The sequence below is a fragment of the Actinoplanes hulinensis genome (genome assembly GCF_019429605.1).
GTDB lineage: Bacteria > Actinomycetota > Actinomycetes > Mycobacteriales > Micromonosporaceae > Actinoplanes > Actinoplanes campanulatus.
This window is the reverse complement of record NZ_JAHXZI010000011.1, coordinates 219,772-235,027: the sequence shown is the minus strand read 5'-3', so window position 1 is coordinate 235,027 and position 15,256 is coordinate 219,772. Positions and strand designations below refer to the sequence as shown.

At 72.0% G+C, this 15,256-nt stretch carries 14 protein-coding genes; 8 read left to right on the top strand and 6 right to left on the bottom strand.

The window, feature by feature from the left end:
* Positions 1 to 48 precede the first annotated feature (48 nt).
* Positions 49 to 1,191, top strand: a complete 1,143-nt coding sequence (locus tag KZ829_RS22145; RefSeq protein WP_220145837.1) for a hypothetical protein — start codon at positions 49 to 51, stop codon at positions 1,189 to 1,191.
* A gap of 235 nt (positions 1,192 to 1,426) precedes the next feature.
* On the opposite strand, the gene KZ829_RS22140 is transcribed toward KZ829_RS22145, so the two are convergent.
* Both KZ829_RS22140 and KZ829_RS22135 read right to left on the bottom strand, forming a co-directional pair.
* The gene (locus tag KZ829_RS22140) at positions 1,427 to 1,942 is read right to left on the bottom strand and encodes a vWA domain-containing protein (RefSeq protein WP_220145836.1); all 516 of its coding nucleotides are present in this window, start codon (positions 1,940 to 1,942) and stop codon (positions 1,427 to 1,429) included.
* Positions 1,943 to 1,965: 23 nt separating this feature from the next.
* Positions 1,966 to 2,238, bottom strand: coding sequence for a hypothetical protein (locus KZ829_RS22135; RefSeq protein WP_220145835.1), 273 nt, complete (start codon positions 2,236 to 2,238; stop codon positions 1,966 to 1,968).
* Between the two features lie 56 nt (positions 2,239 to 2,294).
* Between KZ829_RS22135 and KZ829_RS22130 the strand changes: the two genes are divergently transcribed.
* Positions 2,295 to 2,648 (top strand): winged helix-turn-helix transcriptional regulator, encoded by a 354-nt coding sequence (locus KZ829_RS22130; protein ID WP_220145834.1) that lies wholly within the window; start codon positions 2,295 to 2,297, stop codon positions 2,646 to 2,648.
* Positions 2,645 to 5,536, top strand: a complete 2,892-nt coding sequence (pglX, locus tag KZ829_RS22125; RefSeq protein ID WP_220145833.1) for a BREX-1 system adenine-specific DNA-methyltransferase PglX — start codon at positions 2,645 to 2,647, stop codon at positions 5,534 to 5,536. Before KZ829_RS22130 ends, pglX begins: the two co-directional genes overlap by 4 nt.
* On the opposite strand, the gene KZ829_RS44605 is transcribed toward pglX, so the two are convergent.
* Together KZ829_RS44605 and KZ829_RS22115 are read right to left on the bottom strand one after the other, a co-directional pair.
* On the bottom strand, positions 5,479 to 7,692 hold the full coding sequence (locus tag KZ829_RS44605) for a putative bifunctional diguanylate cyclase/phosphodiesterase (RefSeq protein ID WP_220145832.1): 2,214 nt from the start codon (positions 7,690 to 7,692) through the stop codon (positions 5,479 to 5,481). The two genes, pglX and KZ829_RS44605, sit on opposite strands and share 58 nt — an antisense overlap.
* Before the next feature lie 67 nt (positions 7,693 to 7,759).
* On the bottom strand, positions 7,760 to 8,032 hold the full coding sequence (locus KZ829_RS22115) for a hypothetical protein (RefSeq protein WP_220145831.1): 273 nt from the start codon (positions 8,030 to 8,032) through the stop codon (positions 7,760 to 7,762).
* A gap of 54 nt (positions 8,033 to 8,086) precedes the next feature.
* Between KZ829_RS22115 and KZ829_RS22110 the strand changes: the two genes are divergently transcribed.
* The 4 genes from KZ829_RS22110 to KZ829_RS22095 all read left to right on the top strand — a co-directional run bounded on the left by KZ829_RS22110 (position 8,087) and on the right by KZ829_RS22095 (position 12,298).
* Positions 8,087 to 8,905 (top strand): alpha/beta fold hydrolase, encoded by an 819-nt coding sequence (locus KZ829_RS22110; RefSeq protein ID WP_220145830.1) that lies wholly within the window; start codon positions 8,087 to 8,089, stop codon positions 8,903 to 8,905.
* A 101-nt stretch (positions 8,906 to 9,006) separates the two neighbouring features.
* Positions 9,007 to 10,419, top strand: a complete 1,413-nt coding sequence (locus KZ829_RS22105) for a family 2B encapsulin nanocompartment shell protein (protein ID WP_308285613.1) — start codon at positions 9,007 to 9,009, stop codon at positions 10,417 to 10,419.
* A complete protein-coding gene (locus tag KZ829_RS22100) occupies positions 10,419 to 11,462 on the top strand; it encodes a family 2 encapsulin nanocompartment cargo protein terpene cyclase (protein WP_246636044.1) in 1,044 nt (347 codons plus the stop codon). Before KZ829_RS22105 ends, KZ829_RS22100 begins: the two co-directional genes overlap by 1 nt.
* A 2-nt stretch (positions 11,463 to 11,464) precedes the next feature.
* Positions 11,465 to 12,298 (top strand): geranyl diphosphate 2-C-methyltransferase, encoded by an 834-nt coding sequence (locus KZ829_RS22095; protein ID WP_220145829.1) that lies wholly within the window; start codon positions 11,465 to 11,467, stop codon positions 12,296 to 12,298.
* A gap of 146 nt (positions 12,299 to 12,444) precedes the next feature.
* Here the strand turns inward: KZ829_RS22095 and KZ829_RS22090 are convergent, their stop codons facing one another.
* Both KZ829_RS22090 and KZ829_RS22085 read right to left on the bottom strand, forming a co-directional pair.
* Positions 12,445 to 12,888 carry an acyl-CoA thioesterase gene (locus KZ829_RS22090; protein ID WP_220145828.1) on the bottom strand — a complete coding sequence of 148 codons (444 nt, stop codon included), beginning with the start codon at positions 12,886 to 12,888 and terminating at the stop codon, positions 12,445 to 12,447.
* Positions 12,885 to 13,517 carry a TetR/AcrR family transcriptional regulator gene (locus KZ829_RS22085; RefSeq protein WP_220145827.1) on the bottom strand — a complete coding sequence of 211 codons (633 nt, stop codon included), beginning with the start codon at positions 13,515 to 13,517 and terminating at the stop codon, positions 12,885 to 12,887. Before KZ829_RS22085 ends, KZ829_RS22090 begins: the two co-directional genes overlap by 4 nt.
* 356 nt (positions 13,518 to 13,873) lie before the next feature.
* On the opposite strand from KZ829_RS22085, the gene KZ829_RS22080 reads away from it, so the two are divergent.
* On the top strand, positions 13,874 to 15,226 hold the full coding sequence (locus tag KZ829_RS22080) for an MATE family efflux transporter (protein ID WP_220145826.1): 1,353 nt from the start codon (positions 13,874 to 13,876) through the stop codon (positions 15,224 to 15,226).
* Positions 15,227 to 15,256 lie beyond the last annotated feature (30 nt).

Genomic DNA, 15,256 nt, shown 5'->3' with positions numbered 1-15,256 from the left:
CGGCGGTAATCTCCGCTCGCCGTTAACTGACGGACAGGAGGAACATCGGTGGATGTCTCGGCCGCGACCACGGCCCTGGGAGCCGCTCTGCGCTACGACCCGTCGCTGGCCGGCGAGCCGGACCGGCTGGCCCGTGCCCTGGAGGACCTGCTGCCCGGCGACGAGCGGACCGTCGCCCTGCTGGTCGCCGCGGCCCGGGCCGGGGTGCCGGAGCTGCTCACCGGTGGGCACGCCGAGCAGGCCCGCGAACGGCTGACCGGGTACGCCGGGTTGCGCCCGGAGATCGCCGCCCAGCTGCTGGCCGCCTGGTCCGGCGACGAGACGGGCACGCCCGCGGAGTCACCCGGCCCGCCGGCCGCCGTGGCGCTCGGCGACGGCCCGGTGCTCGCACTGGTCACCGGCTCCGGAGTCTTCACCGGGACCGCCGGGTCATGGCGTCGGGCGGCGTCCCCGCCCGGCGCGACCTCGCGGGACGTGGCGGTCGCCGGCGGCCACGTCCTGTGGACCGCCCCGGGCGGCGTGTTCGCCCGCCGCCTGACCGCCGACGGCCCGAACCCTCACCGCCACCCCGGCAACGAGCCGCGCCTCCACGGCCACACCGGCGACGAGCCGCGCATCGTGGCGACGGCCGACCAGGTGCGCTATCCGCTGGCCGCGGTCTGCCCGGACGGCAGCACGGTCGACGTCTTCTGGACGCCGGACCGGGTGCGGATCGAGCACGCGGCCCTGCGTGACTGGGGCGGCACGTCATCGCTCGTAGTGCCGCCCGCCCCATCGGGTGAACGGCTGACCGCGCTGGCGGCGGCCACCGGCTCGGCGCGGACGGTGTGGCTCGCGGCGCTCACCGAGGCCGGCACGACGGCGTACGCCCGCTGGGATCTGGCCGCCGGCATCGGCGACTGGACGCCGGTCGATCCCCCGGCCCGCCTGGCGACGCTCACCCTGGCCGGCCGGTGGCTGCTGGCGTACACGGTGACGGGCCATCTTCTCGCCAACGACCTGGACGGCGCCCGGCAGTGGCGCAGCGTCGACCATCCGGCCGGGGTGGCCCGCTTCGCCCGCGCTCCGCACGCGATCGCCGCGACCCGCGACCTGCTCCTGGTCGCCGGCCCGTCCGGCACCTGGACGGCGCCCCTCGATTCCCTCACCGAAGTACCCAGCCTGGGCCCCGCGACCCTTCTGAACCTTTGACCCCTCGCCCCCTCGTACGCCTTGGCGATCTTGGACGTCTCACTACCGCAATCGGTGGCCCACCGTCCAAGATCGCGGGCAGAAGAGGCACGCCGGACGCGCGGCTCCGCGCCCGCTTGTGCACCTTGGCGATCTTGGACGTCTTGCCACCGGACGCGGTGGTCAATCGTCCAAGATCGCGGTGGTCGATTCGCTTCTGCGCGAGGCGGGGCGCGTGGGCGTACCGGAAAGGGGGTCAGAGAAGGGTTTCGACCAGGTCGGGCAGGTGTTCGGGGCCGTGGTGGTGGACGGTCGCGCGGAGACCCGCGGCGGCGAGGGCCGGAACGTGGCCGGGGAGCAGGGCGTGCACGTCGGCGTCGAGAGCGGCGCGGGCGGCCAGGACGTCGGTGTCCCGGTCGGTGGGCAGCCCGTCGGCGATGATCACGACGATCGGGCGTGGCGTGGCGAAGCCGTCGGCGGCGAGCTGGTCGGTGTCGTGGGCGGTACAGCCGACGAGCATCCGCAGCCCGGCGGCCAGCGAGCTGAAGCCGCCGGGGCGCGGTACCGGCAGGTGGTGCAGCCCGGTGACCCGGGTCAGCGGGATCAGCAGGGCGGCCTGGTCGGCGTAGGTCACCATGCCGAGCCAGGCCTGGTCGCCGCGGACCCGTTCGATGCGGTCGACGACGGCCGGCAGCGCCTGGGCGGCCCGTTGATGGAAGCCGTGCCGCACGGTGGATCCGGACACGTCCAGCAGCAGGTATACGACAGCCACATCAGAATCTGACGGACCGGCGGTCAATCGCTCCAGGCCTTTGGGCCGCCCAGGCGCGCGGCGGTCAGTCGCTCTGTGGACCGTTGGGTCGCCCAGCGCGCGGCGGTCAGTCGTCCCAGGACTGTCGGGCCGCCCAGGCGCGGGCCGTGGTGGCGCCGGACACGATCAGGGCCGGGTCCGGCGGCGGGGCCGGGTGGGCGCAGGCGGCGGTGATCCCCGGCGGCGAGCAGCCGGCGGTGGATGGCGCGGCCCTGGGTTCCGGTGGCGCCGTGCAGGCCGACGGTGGTCGCGGTCATGCCACGACGCCAGGTCCCGATCGGAAGCGGTACCCAGAAAGTTATATCGTTTCCGAATGGGAACCATCGGCGCTGAGCAGCTGAAACAGCTGACGGAGGAGCCGGCCTGCCCGGGGTGCGGGGTGGAGCGGACGTTGCGGGTGCTGGACGGCAAGTGGGCCACCCTGGTGGTGCGGGAGCTGCTGGCCGGGCCGAAGCGGTTCACCGAGCTGCGGGCGGCCCTGGGCGCCCCGAGCGCCAAGACGCTGACCGACCGCCTGCGGGCGCTGGAGCATCAGGGCGTCCTCACCCGTACGGTGTTCGCCGAGGTGCCACCCCGGGTGGTGTACGAGCTGACCGCTCGCGGCCACAGTCTGAGCGGTGTCCTGCACGCCATGCCGGCCTGGGGCGAAGTGAACGGGGCCCGGTGACCGACGTCGTTCGGCTGCGGGGTCTCGCGGTCTGGGCGCGTGGTGTCCTGCTGGACGGGGGTGTGGCCGAGCCCGCGGCCCGTGCCTGTTTCATGTGGGCCGTGGCGCGGCGGTTCGCCGACGTCAACGGAGTGGACATCCCGTCGGATGACGGAGCCGAGGCGCCGGACCTGGTTCGGGTGCGGGTCGCTGAGGTACTCACGGCCGAGGTGTGCCGGGACGTGGAGGTGGTCGGCTGGCTTTACCAGTTCTTCACGGCCGGGCAGAAGGACGAGGTGTTCGCGGGGTTCACCCGGAACCGGAAGGCGGGTGCCGCGGAGATCCCGGCGGCGACCCAACTGTTCACACCGGACTGGATCGCGCGGTACCTGGTGGAGAACTCGTTGGGCCGGTTGTGGCTGCTGAATCGGCCGTCGTCGGCTCTGGCCGCGCGGATGCCGTTCCTGCTGCCGCTCCCGGCCGGGGAGCCGTCGTCGTACGCCAAGGTCACCGGCCCGGAGGAGATCCGGCTGATCGATCCGGCCTGCGGTTCGGGGCACCTTCTGACGTACGCGTTCGATCTCCTGCACGCGATCTACGAGGAGGAGGGGTATGCGTCGGCGGAGATCCCCGGGCTGATCCTGGCGCACAACCTGGTCGGCGTGGAGATCGATCCGGCGGCCGGTGCGCTGGCCGTGTTCGCGCTGACCATGAAGGCGCGGGCGCGGGGCTTCGCCGGGCCGGTCACACCGCGAATCCACGTGCTGGAGCCGGTGTCGTTCACGCCGGCCGAGGTGGCGTCGCTGGGCGGGAACGCGGCGTTCTGGAACGCGTTCCGGGACGCCGGGACGCTGGGATCGCTGGTGCGGCCGGGTTCCGTGCCGGATCCGGGTTCCGTGCCGGATCCGGACGTACGGTGGCGGGTGGAGCGGGTGCGGGAGCAGGCGGAGGTGCTGTCGTCGCGCTATCACGTGGTGGTGGCGAACCCGCCGTACATGGGTCACGGCAACATGGACGGGGTGCTGTCGGCGTTCGCCCGCCGGGAGTACCCGGACTCGAAGACCGGCCTGTGCGCGATGTTCGTGGAACGGTGCGTGGATCTGGCGGTGCCCCGGGCGTTCATCGCGATGATCACCATGCAGTCGTGGATGTTCCTGCGGTCGTACGCGGCGCTGCGGACGAATCTGCTGCGGGACCGGGCGATCGTGACGATGGCGCACCTGGGTGCCCGGGCATTCGACGCGATTCCCGGAGAGGTGGTCGCCACGACGGCGTTCGTGCTGGCCAATGTGGCACAGCCGGATCTCGTGGGTGGGTTCGTCCGGCTTGTCGAGGAGCGCGGCGAGGCGGCGATGAGTACCGCGTTCCGGGAGGCGGTGGCCGGTCGGCGGACGGTGTTCGCGGCGACGGCCGGGCGGTTGGGGCGGGTGCCGGGGGCACCGATCGCGTACTGGCTTCCGGAGCCGATGCTGCGCGCCTTCGCGGTGGGCCGGCCGCTGTCCGCGACGGGCGAACCGCGGCAGGGGTTGGCGACCGCCGACAACGGCCGTTTCGTACGGCTGTGGCACGAGGTGAGCGCGGACCGGACCGGTTTCGGGATGTCGCGTGTGGAAGCGGCCGCGTCGGGGCGCACCTGGTTTCCGTACAACAAGGGTGGTGACTTCCGGCGCTGGTACGGCAACCAGGAGTTCGTGGTCAACTGGCGCGACGACGGCGCGGAGATCCGGTCGTTCGGCGCCGAGCACGGGCGGCCCCGGTCGCGGGCGCAGAACACGGCCTACTACTTCCGGCCGTCGCTGTCCTGGTCGAAGGTCGGCACCGGGCCGCCGGCGTTCCGCTGGTATCCGCCCGGGTTCGTGTTCGACGTGGCCGGCACGTCGATCTTCGCGGCCGAGCGGGAGCTGCTGCGGCTGGCGGCGGTCTGCAACTCCACGGTCGCCCGGGACATGCTGGCAGCCACCTCACCGACGCTGAACTTCGAGGTCGGCACGCTGGCCCGGCTGCCGGTCGCCGACGTGCCGGACCGCGTGCTGGCGGATGTCCGGGAGCTGGTGGAACTGCACCGGGCCGACTGGGACGCCCGCGAGACGTCCTGGGGTTTCACCACACTGGACCTGATCGCGCGCGGTCCGGGACGGGTCGGTGAGGCAGTCGGTGCGGCGTTCGCACGGGACGTGGCGGCGGCCGGGCGGGCGCGGGCGCTGGAGACCCGGGTGAACGTGGCGGTGGCCGCGGCGTACGGGCTGGACGGTGAGGACGCCGGGGTGCCGTTGGAGCGGGTCACCCTGTCCGGCAATCCGGCCTTCCGATTCGGCGCCGGCTTGTCGGAGGCCGAGCAGCGGTCGAGGTACGCGCGGGAGCGGGTCGCCGACCTGGTCTCGTACGCGGTCGGTTGCATGTTCGGCCGGTACAGCCTGGATGTGCCCGGTCTGATCCTCGGCGATCAGGGCGCGACCCTCGACGACTTCCTGGCGCGGGTGCCGCGGCCGTCGTACCGGCCGGTGGTGGAGAACGTGCTCACCGCCGACGAGATCGACGACCGGTTCCGTGAGTTCCTGCGGGTGGTGTTCGGCGGCGAGAACGTCGAGGAGAATCTGCGGTTCGTCACCGCCACGCTGGGTGTTCGGGATCTGCGCGGCTATCTCGGGCGGTCGTTCTACGCCGATCATGTCCGGCGGTATCGCAGGCGGCCGGTGTACTGGCTGTTCGCCGGCCCGAAGGGGGCGCTGATCTACCTGCACCGCTACCGGCCGTCGACGGTGGCCGCGGTGCTCGCCCGGACGGGCGCTCACGAGGAGGCGCTGGCCGCCCGGCCGCCGGAGATCGACCTGGACGACGGGGTGAAGGCGAACTACAGGAGGTTCGGCACGGCGCTGCGGCCCGTTCCCGGGCTGACCGCGGACGACTGAGCCAGCCAGGCGGTGGTGGTGGCGGCGTTCTGGGGGCGGGCGATGCCGTACCCCTGGGCGTAGTCGCAGCCGTACTCGCGCAGCCGGTCGAGGATCTCGTCGTCCTCGACGCCCTCGGCCACGATGCGCATGCCGAGGCTGTGGGCCAGCTGGACGGTGCTGTGCACGATGGCGGCGCTGCGCGGGTCGGTGCCGCAGCGGCTCACGAAGGCGCGGTCCAGTTTCAGGTCGTCGGCCGGCAGCACCTGGAGGTAGCCGAGGCTGGAGTAGCCGGTGCCGTAGTCGTCGACGGCCAGGCGTACGCCCATGTCGCGCAGCATGCCGAGCCGCTTGAGGGCGTTGTCGGCGTCGGTCATCAGGACGCTCTCGGTGACCTCCAGCTCGAGTGCCGAGGCGGGTAGCCGGTAGCGCTCCAGCAGCGCGGCGACCTGGTCGGGGAAGGCGGGGTCGCGCAGGTTGGAGACCGACAGGTTGACCGCGACCGGTACGTCGAGGCCCTGATCGTGCCAGGCGCGGCTCTGCCGGCAGGCGAGGTCGAGCACCGCCCCGGTGATGCGGCCCATCAGGTCGGCACTCTCCGCGGTGGGCAGGAACGCGTCCGGGTAGACCAGCCCGCGGACCGGGTGCTGCCAGCGGACCAGTGCCTCCACGCCGACGACCCGGCGTTCGGGGCCGACGGTGACCTTGGGCTGGTAGTGCAGGACCAGTTCGTCGCGGTCCAGGCCGGCGCGCAGTTCCTCGAGCGTGGTGAGGCGGGCGCGGGCGTGGTCGTCGAGGCCGGTGGCGAAGACCGGGCCGCCGTGCCCGTGTTTGGCGGCGTACATGGCCACGTCGGCGCGGCGCAGCAGGGTGGAGCGGTCGGCGCCGTCGTCGGGGTGGACCGCGATGCCGACGCTGGAGTCGACGTGCAGGTCCACCTCGGGCAGCAGGAACGGCTTCCGCAGGGTGCTCAGCAGCCGGTTCACCACGGCGGCCGCGTCGTCGCGGCCCATGCCGGGCATGAGCAGCGCGAACTCGTCGCCGCCGAGCCGGGCCAGCAGGACCGGGTCGCGGACCGCGTCGCGCAGCCGGGCGCCGACCAGCCGCAGCAGGCTGTCCCCGACGTCGTGGCCGAAGCTGTCGTTGACCTCCTTGAACCGGTCCAGGTCGAGGAAGGCCACGGCGAGCGGCCCGTCGGTGGCGGCCAGTGCCCGGTCGAGGCTTTCGATGAAGTGGCGCCGGTTGGCGAGGCCGGTCAGCTCGTCGGTGCGGGCCAACCGCCGGGCCGCGCCGAGTTGTTCGGCGGTGCGGACGCTGGCGATCATCCGGATGATCGCGGCGGTCACCGCGGTCGCGGCGAGCAGGCTGGTGACCGTCGTGACGGACCGCTCGCTGAGCGCCGCGAAGATCAGAAGACCGAGGGACAGAAAGGCCAGACCGGCGGGTACGGCGGTGCTGAGCCAGATGTTCGGCTGCCCGGTCTCGCGCCGGCCGGACGGCTGCCGGGCGGCCACGGCGAGCAGGAACAGTCCGGCGATCCACAGCAGGTCCAGCGTTCGGGGCATCTCGACGCCCTGCCAGAGCAGCATCATGCTGACCGCGTCGGCGGCGGCGAACAGGCCCATCCCGGCGATCAGCAGCCCGAGGACCCGGTCGGCGCGCCAGCCGCACAGCGCCCACCCGCCGAGCAGGCAGCCGGTGACGGCGATGTCGGACAGCGGGTAGGCGGCGTTCACGACGACGCCGAGCGTGGAGGAGTGCGGAGCCGGTTCGACGGCGGCCAGCACCGGCAGGGAGACCAGGGCGGCCACCGCGGTCGCGGCGATCAGCCCGTCCAGCCAGGCGGTGGCGCCGACCCGGGGCAGCCGCCGGCGCAGCAGGAGGGCGAGGGCGGCCGCGCAGGCCGGATAGAAGGCCAGCCACAGCGCGTCGGCCCAGGTCGCCATCGGTTCCGGCGTCATGTCGCGGACCCGGAGGAACCAGTAGAGGTTGCCGGCCCCGTAGGCGAGCATGCCGGCCGACAGGAACGCCCAGGCCGGGTCGTCACGGCGCGCGCGGGCGGCGACGAGCAGGCCGGGGATCAGGTAGCTGGCGATGAGCAGCACCCCGCCCACCGGGTGGTCGCTGATACCGGAGCCGAGGTCGGACAGGACGCAGACGGTCGCATAAACGCCCACGACGGCACCGGCCAGCCTCCACATGTCCGGATCAATCGGCGGCTCCGGCCGGAGGTTGAGAGTTTGTCTACCGCACGACGTCGAACTGGCGGTGCTCGGGCAGCCGGGTGCCGGCCGGGTCCAGGTGGTGGGCGCCGACGACCTCGACGGTCTCCCCCTCGGGCAGGATGAACCGGGTGCCGGGCGGGGCCTCGGTGTCCGGCGGGCACAGGACGGTGGTGCCGGTCTCCCGGTGCGCGATGACGCAGGGGCCCACCGGGACCGTCCCGCTGCCGGGCGTCTCCACCCGGACCGTGCAGGGTTCGTCGGCGTGCAGCAGTGCGAATTCGAGCCAGGTCACGACAGGTGATTTTCCCGATCGCGGCGGATTCAATCGGCGTGGCACGATCTCCGGGTGCCGCACTTCTCCGCCCCTGACGGTGTCCGCCTGTTCTACGACGTCCTCGGTACGGGCGATCCGCTGGTGGTGCTGGGCGGTGGCCCCGGTATGGACGTGCGCTACCTGGGTGACCTCGGTGGTCTCGCGGCCGGCCGGCGGTTGATCCGGCTGGACGGGCGCGCGGCGGGCCGTTCCGAGGTGCCGGCGGACCGGTCGACGGTGTCGTTCGTCCGGCAGGCGGGCGATGTCGAGGCGCTGCGTGAGCATCTGGGGCTGGACCGGCTCGACCTGCTGGCGCATTCGGCGGGTTCGCTGACCGCCCAGGAGTACGCGGCCCGCCATCCCGGGCGGGTGCGCCGGCTGGTCCTGGTGACGCCGGTGGGACGTACCGGCCGGGACATCGACCTCGCCGACGTGGCCGCGGTCCGTGCCACCCGCAGCGCCGAACCGTGGTATCCGCAGGCCGCGGCCGCCGCCCGCGAGGTGGCGGCCGGCGGTCAGGGCCCGTTCCTGCAGGCCCGGCTCATCCCGTTCCACTGGCACCGGTGGGCGCCGGAGCGCCGCCACGAGTACGTGGCGGGCCATTCGACGTCGCTGCCGTGGCTGCGTGACGCGTTCTACGCGGGCGCCGAGGCGGCCTGCCCGTCCCCGGTGAGCGCCCCGGTGCTGGTGGTGGCGGGCGCCTCGGACGGCATGATCGGCGTCGCCCCGGCCCGGACGGTGGCGGCCGCCCATCCGGGTGCCCGTCTCGAGGTGATGCCGGCTTCCGGTCACCGCCCGTGGGTGGAGGAGCCGGTAACCTTCCGTGAGCTGGTGGACGGCTTCCTCGGCTGATCCAGCTTGCCGGGCAGAATGCGAGAACCCTGACAAATCACCGGATGACTGGGATAGAACCAGCATGTCACCCTACATCCGGATGAAACGGGGCGTTCACCGTGACCAGTTCTGTGAAGTCGGCGAAAACGCGTGAGGAAAAGGATCAGCGGTACCAGCAGAGCCTGAGCACCACGGCGGCCCGGAATCTGACCAACACCACCAAGTCGGTCCCGCAGATGCAGGAGATCACCTCACGGTGGCTGCTGCGCAAGCTGCCGTGGACGGAGGTGAAAGGTGGCGCCTACCGGGTGAACCGCCGGATGACCTACCGGATCGGCGACGGGCGGCTCACCTTCATCAACACCGGGTCGACGGTGCAGGTGGTTCCGGACGAGCTGCGGGAGATCGCGGTGCTCGCCGGGATCGACGACATGGAGCTGCTGAACGCGATCGCGGGCCGGTTCGAGCAGCAGGAGTACGAGCCGGGGCAGGTGATCGTCGAGTTCGGGTCGGTGGCCGACAACATGTACCTGATCGCGCACGGCAAGGTCATCAAGGTGGGGGTCGGCGCCTACGGCGACCCGCTGAGCCTGGGTGTGATGGCCGACGGGGAGGTGTTCGGCGAGCGGGTGCTGATCGAGGCCGACCCGATCTGGGCGTACACCGCGAAGGCGATGACCGCGGTGACCATCCTGGCGCTGCCGCGGTCGGCGTTCGCCGAGCTGACGGCGACCAGCGAGACGTTGCGGCGCCACGTGGACGGGTTCCGGGACACGACCCGGCGGCCGCAGAACAAGTACGGTGAGGCCGAGATCAAGTTGGCGGCCGGGCACGACGGCGAGCCGACGCTGGCCGGCACGTACGTCGACTACGAACTGCGCCCCCGCGAGTACGAGCTGAGCGTGGCCCAGACCGTCCTCAAGATCCACACCCGGGTCGCGGACCTCTTCAACGACCCGATGGACCAGGTGGAACAGCAGTTGCGGCTGACCGTGGAGGCGCTCCGGGAGCGGCAGGAGTACGAGCTGGTCAACAACCGCGAGTTCGGTCTGCTGCACAACGCCGACCTGCGCCAGCGCATCCACACCCGCAGCGGCCCGCCCACCCCGGACGACCTGGACGAACTGCTCGCCATGCGGCGCAGCACCCGGCTCTTCCTGGCCCATCCGCAGGCGATCGCGGCGTTCGGCCGGGAGTGCACGAAGCGGGGCATCTACCCGCCGACCGTGGAGATGGACGGGCACACCCTCCCGTCCTGGCGCGGGGTGCCGATCCTGCCGTCCAGCAAGATCCCGATCAGCCCCACGCACACCACGTCGATCCTGGCGATGCGGACCGGCGAACAGGACCAGGGTGTCATCGGGCTGCACCAGACCGGGCTGCCGGACGAGTACCAGCCCGGCCTCAACGTACGGTTCATGGGGATCGACGAGAAGGCGATCATGTCGTACCTGGTCAGCGCGTACTACTCGGCCGCCGTGCTGGTGCCGGACGCGCTGGGCATCCTCGACCACGTCGAGCTGTCGCACTGATGGCGGCGACCCTGGCGCCGCCCGGGGATCTGCGCAGGCTCCTGCCCGGCCTCGGCATGTCGGCGGCCTTCCTGGGCCCGCTGGTCAAGCCGTTGCCGGAGGGTGAGCTGTTCTGCCCGGACGCGCTGCGCGACGATCCGGCCCTGGGCAACATGGTCGACGACGGTCTGATCGCCTGGGCCGGCGAGGTCGGGATCTACCAGGGCCGGCTGGAGAAGCTGCGGTCGTACGGCTTCGGCCGCTACATGATGCTCGCCCACCCGGCCGTCGACGATCCGGACCGGCTGCTCGCCGCCACGAAGTGCCTGGTGGCCGAGTGGGCGGCGGACGACTACTACGTCGACGAGGTGGAGCTGGGGTCGGATCCGATGGTGGTCGGCTCGCGGCTGGCCCGGCTCATGTCGGTGGTCGACCCGGCGGCGATGGTGCCGCGCTACGCCGCCGACATGGACGCCTACCACCGGCTGCAACCGATCTCGGAGGCCTTCCGCACGGCGATGGAACACCTGGCCCGGTACGCCTCCACGGCACAGATCGGCCGGTTCCAGCATCAGATGGCGATCCTGTTCCTGGCCTGGTGCCAGGAGGCGGACTGGCACGCCAACCGGCGCACTCCCCCGGTCTGGGAGTACCTGGTGCAGCGGCATCTCAACAGCTATCTGCCGCCGATGATCCTGGTCGACGTGCTGGCCGGGTACGAGCTGTCCGCGCACGAGTTCTACCACCCGGAGGTGCGCCGCGCCTACACGACGGCCGCCAACGCCGCGGTCCTCGTCAACGACATCCACTCCGCGCCGTCGGAATCGGACAACGACTACAACCTGCCGAAGGTGCTGGCGCAGGCCGAGAGCCTCACGCCGAAGGACGCGATGCGGCGGACCGTCGAGATCCACAACGAGTTGATGCACACCTTCGTCGAACTGGCCGCCCAGCTCAGCGTCACCGGATCGCCGAACCTGCGGCGGTTCCTCGCCGACATCTGGGCCTGGACCGGCGGCAGCCGCCGCTGGCACGCCACGACCGGCCGCTATCAGAGGAGTTGATGATGACGAGCACGATCCTGCGGACCGATTTCGAGAAGTCGGTGGCCGCGTACTGGAACACCCACCGGAACGATCCGGTCAACCTGCGGCTGGGCGAGGTGGACGACCTCTACCACCATCACTACGGCGTCGGACCGTACGACCCGTCCGTGCTGAAGGGCCCTGAGCAGCGGATCATCGGCGAACTGCACCGGCTGGAGAGCGCACAGGCCGACCTGCTGCTCGATCATCTCGGGCCGGTAGGGCCGGACGAGCTGATCCTCGACGCCGGTTCCGGTCGCGGCGGCACCAGCATCATGGCGCACCAGCGGTTCGGGTGCGAGGTGGACGGACTGTCGATCTCCGAGTACCAGGTGGGGTTCGCCAACGACCAGGCGGCGCGGCGGGGCATCGCCGAGCGGGTCCGCTTCCATTTCCGGAACATGCTGGACACGCGGCTGCCGTCCGGTTCCCGCCAGGCGATCTGGACGAACGAGACGACCATGTATGTCGATCTCGGCGACCTGTACCGGGAGTTCGCGCGGGTGCTGGGCTTCGGCGGCCGCTACGTCTGCATCACCGGATGCGCCAACGACGTGACCGGGCTGCGATCGAAAGCGGTCAGCCGGATCAACGAGCACTACACGTGCGACATCCATCCGCGCAGCGCCTACTTCCGCGCGCTGGCCGACAACGGCCTGGTCCCGATCGAGGTCGTCGATCTCACCGCCGCGACCATCCCCTACTGGCAGCTGCGCGCGCGGTCGTCGGTCGCGACCGGCATCGAGGAGGCCTTCCTGACCGCCTACCAGGAGGGCAGCTTCCACTACCTGCTGATCGCCGCAGACCGCATTTGACCCCAATTTCCTGTACGCACAGAGCCGCGGCCTGGGACTTCCGTCCAGGCCGCGGCGCGCCCGCCGGGCGTGACCGGACCGTCACCGGCTGGTCCTCCGGGCTGTCTCAACGGCCCCGAGACAGCCCGGAGGACCAGCCGGGGTGATCAGCGGATCAGGGCGGTGGCCAGGGTGCGGGCGTGGTCGGTCCACGGGACCGGGCGCATGGTGGCCGGGTCGAGGCGGATGTTGACGCGGCGGCCCTCGGCGTAGACGACCTCCCCGTCCAGCGAGGTCACCCGGAAGCCGTAGGAGGCGCTGGAGCCGCCGAGCCGGTCGAGCCAGAAGTGGACGGCGATGTCACCGACGCTGGCGACCGGGCGGTGGAAGATGATCGCGTACTCCCGGACGGCGTTGAAGGCGTCCGGCGTGGTGGGGCGGCCGCCGGTGAAGGAGACGCCCCGGTCGGCCCACCACTGGGAGACGGCCCGCTCGACCAGGACCGCGTACCGCGAGTTGTGCAGGATGCCCATGGCGTCGAGGTCGTCGAAGTGGACCGCGGTGTGCTCGACGGCCCCGAAGGCGGTGCCGGTCTCGGTCACGGTGGTCATGTCTGCTCCAGGATCGTCGGGTCGATGGTGACGGCGCGCAGGTGCTCGAGGAGCTGCCGGCGGGCCTGGGCGTAGGTGGGTGCGGCGCCGGCGACCGGGGCCTGCATCACGGCGCAGACCCCGAGCGACTCGACGTGGTAGGCGAGTCCGGCCGGGTCGACGCCGGGCCGCAGCTCGCCGAGGCCGGCCGCCTCACCGGCCAGGCCGGTCAGGAAGGTCATCCAGGCGGTGAGCTCGCCGGCGAGGCGGTCCCGGATGACACCGGGCCGGGCGTTGAACTCGAAGTGGGCGTTGGCGAAGAAGCAGCCACCGGGCAGCACCCTGGCCTCGTAGAACGCGATCCGCCGATCATGCACGGCCCACAGCCGCCGGACTCCGGGCGGGACCTCCAGGGCGGGCCGGACGACCCGGTCACGCCACTGGGCGCGGGCCTGGTCGATGACGGCGAGCTGGAGCGCCTCCTTGGACCGCCAGTGGGCGAAGAGGCCGGACTTGCTGACGCCGAGCGCGTCGGCGACCTGGCTCAGTGACAGGCCGTCGAGGCCGGAGACGGTGGCCAGCACGAGCGCCTGCTCGAGCACCGCGCTGCGGGTGCGCTCGCCACGGATGAGCCGGCCGTCCTGGGTCATGCCCCGAACCTACAATCCGACCGACCGTTCGTAAATATAATGCCGGTCACTGCCGCGCCGTCCCCTGCACCGGCCGCTACCGGCTGGCGGCCGCCGACATCGGCCCGAAGCCGGCCCGGCCGATCCCGGTGCTGATCGACCGCGCCGCCGAGTTCCACGAGAAGGCCCGCGCGGTCCTCTGAGCGCCCTGGGGCGAGGGACCACTGCAGGTGACCGCCTTGTTGGGCATAGCCCATCGGGCATCTTGTGAGCCGGATTCGTACGGACCTACCGTCGGGGCACTTCCGCCGAACCCGATAATGGGGGTGGGTCATGCCCGTACGTCCTGAGCTCAGTGGTCCGGTAGTGGTGCCGTGGTGAGCACCGCCGAGACGACTCCGCCCCCATCGTCCGCGGTCGCCGGGCCACCGCTGACACGGATCCGCCACCTGGCCCTCCCGATCGCGCTCGGCGAAGCGGCCGGTGTGCTGGTGCCGGTGGTGGTTCTCGCGCTGCTGGCGCGGGTCGGCACCGACGCCATGTACGTGCGCTCCCTGTACGTACCGCTGGCTCTTCTCTTCGCCGCTCTTCAGGTGGGTTTCGACGTCAGCAACCAGGTCGCCGCCGCGGTCAGCAAGGGTGCCGGCCGGCCGCAGGACGTGCTGCCGGTCGCCGCCTCGATGGCTCGCATCGGCGTGGCCGTCTGGGGCACCGTGAGTGTGGCGCTGATGCTGGCCGCGCCCGGCCTGGCGTCCCTGCTCAGCGTCCCGGACTCCGCGGCCGGTGACTTCGTCGCCTTCACCCGCTGGGCTTGCCTGGCCAATCTGATCTTCTTCCCGACCGTTCTGCTCTCGTCGAGCCTGCGCGGGTACGGCCGCCCGGGCGCCGCCGCCTCCGTGGTGCTGACCGGCGCGATCCTGGAGGTCGGCGGTGTCGCCGTTCTCGGGTTCGGCACGGACCTCGGGGTCTTCGCGCTGCCGGTGGCGATCGCCGGCGGTGGCGTCGCCGCGCTGACCGTCGGCGCGGTGCAGGTGCGCCGCAGTGGTCTCTGGCGGGAACGCGGGCCGCTGGCCTGGCGACCGGAGGTGATCGGGCGGCTGACCGGGACCGGCCTGCCGGTGGCCGCGTCGTTCGTGGCGATGGCCGTCGCCAACGCGGGCCTGCTGTGGGCGCTGGGTCCGTTCGGCCCGGACGTGGTCTCCGGTTACTCGGCGGCCGGCGCGCTGCAGAACCTGCTCATCGTGCCCGCCTCGGCGCTCGGGTCGGCGACCGCGATCGTGTTCAACCAGCTCCGCGGGGCGGGCCGGGCCGGCGACGGGCCGGCGGTCCTGGGTGCCGGCCTGCGCCTGACCGCCGTGGTCTACGCCTGCTTCGCCATCCCGATCTGGCTGGGCCGGGAGCCCCTCGCCCGGCTGCTGGCCGGGGATCCGGCGGTGGCGTCGGAGACCGGGCGGTTCCTGACGATCGTCGGCCTGACCTACCTCGGACTGGGCCTGACCGTGATGACGCTCCTGCTCCTGGAGCAGGTGGGGGGTGGACTGGTCGCGCTGTTGCTGAACCTGCCCTACTTCGGCGGCATGGTGGTGCTGGGCGGGCTGCTGGCCCGGACCCAGGACGATCCGGCGGGGCTGTACTGGACCATCGCGCTGCTCAACATCGGGGGCATGATCGTCGTACCGCTGACGACTTGGCGGCATGTCCGCCGGATCAGCCGGGCGGCCGCCCGGTGAGCGCACCCTGGCGGACCGAAGACGTCCGCC

What these genes read in the sequence shown, in the direction of transcription:
- KZ829_RS22135 (WP_220145835.1), bottom strand. Translation starts at nt 2,238, where the DNA reads ATGACCGCGACCACCGTCGGCCTGCACGGCGCCACCGGAACCCAGGGC.
- KZ829_RS22130 (WP_220145834.1), top strand. Translation starts at nt 2,295, where the DNA reads ATGGGAACCATCGGCGCTGAGCAGCTGAAACAGCTGACGGAGGAGCCG.
- KZ829_RS22095 (WP_220145829.1), top strand. Translation starts at nt 11,465, where the DNA reads ATGACGAGCACGATCCTGCGGACCGATTTCGAGAAGTCGGTGGCCGCG.
- KZ829_RS22100 (WP_246636044.1), top strand. Translation starts at nt 10,419, where the DNA reads ATGGCGGCGACCCTGGCGCCGCCCGGGGATCTGCGCAGGCTCCTGCCC.
- KZ829_RS22090 (WP_220145828.1), bottom strand. Translation starts at nt 12,888, where the DNA reads ATGACCACCGTGACCGAGACCGGCACCGCCTTCGGGGCCGTCGAGCAC.
- KZ829_RS22085 (WP_220145827.1), bottom strand. Translation starts at nt 13,517, where the DNA reads ATGACCCAGGACGGCCGGCTCATCCGTGGCGAGCGCACCCGCAGCGCG.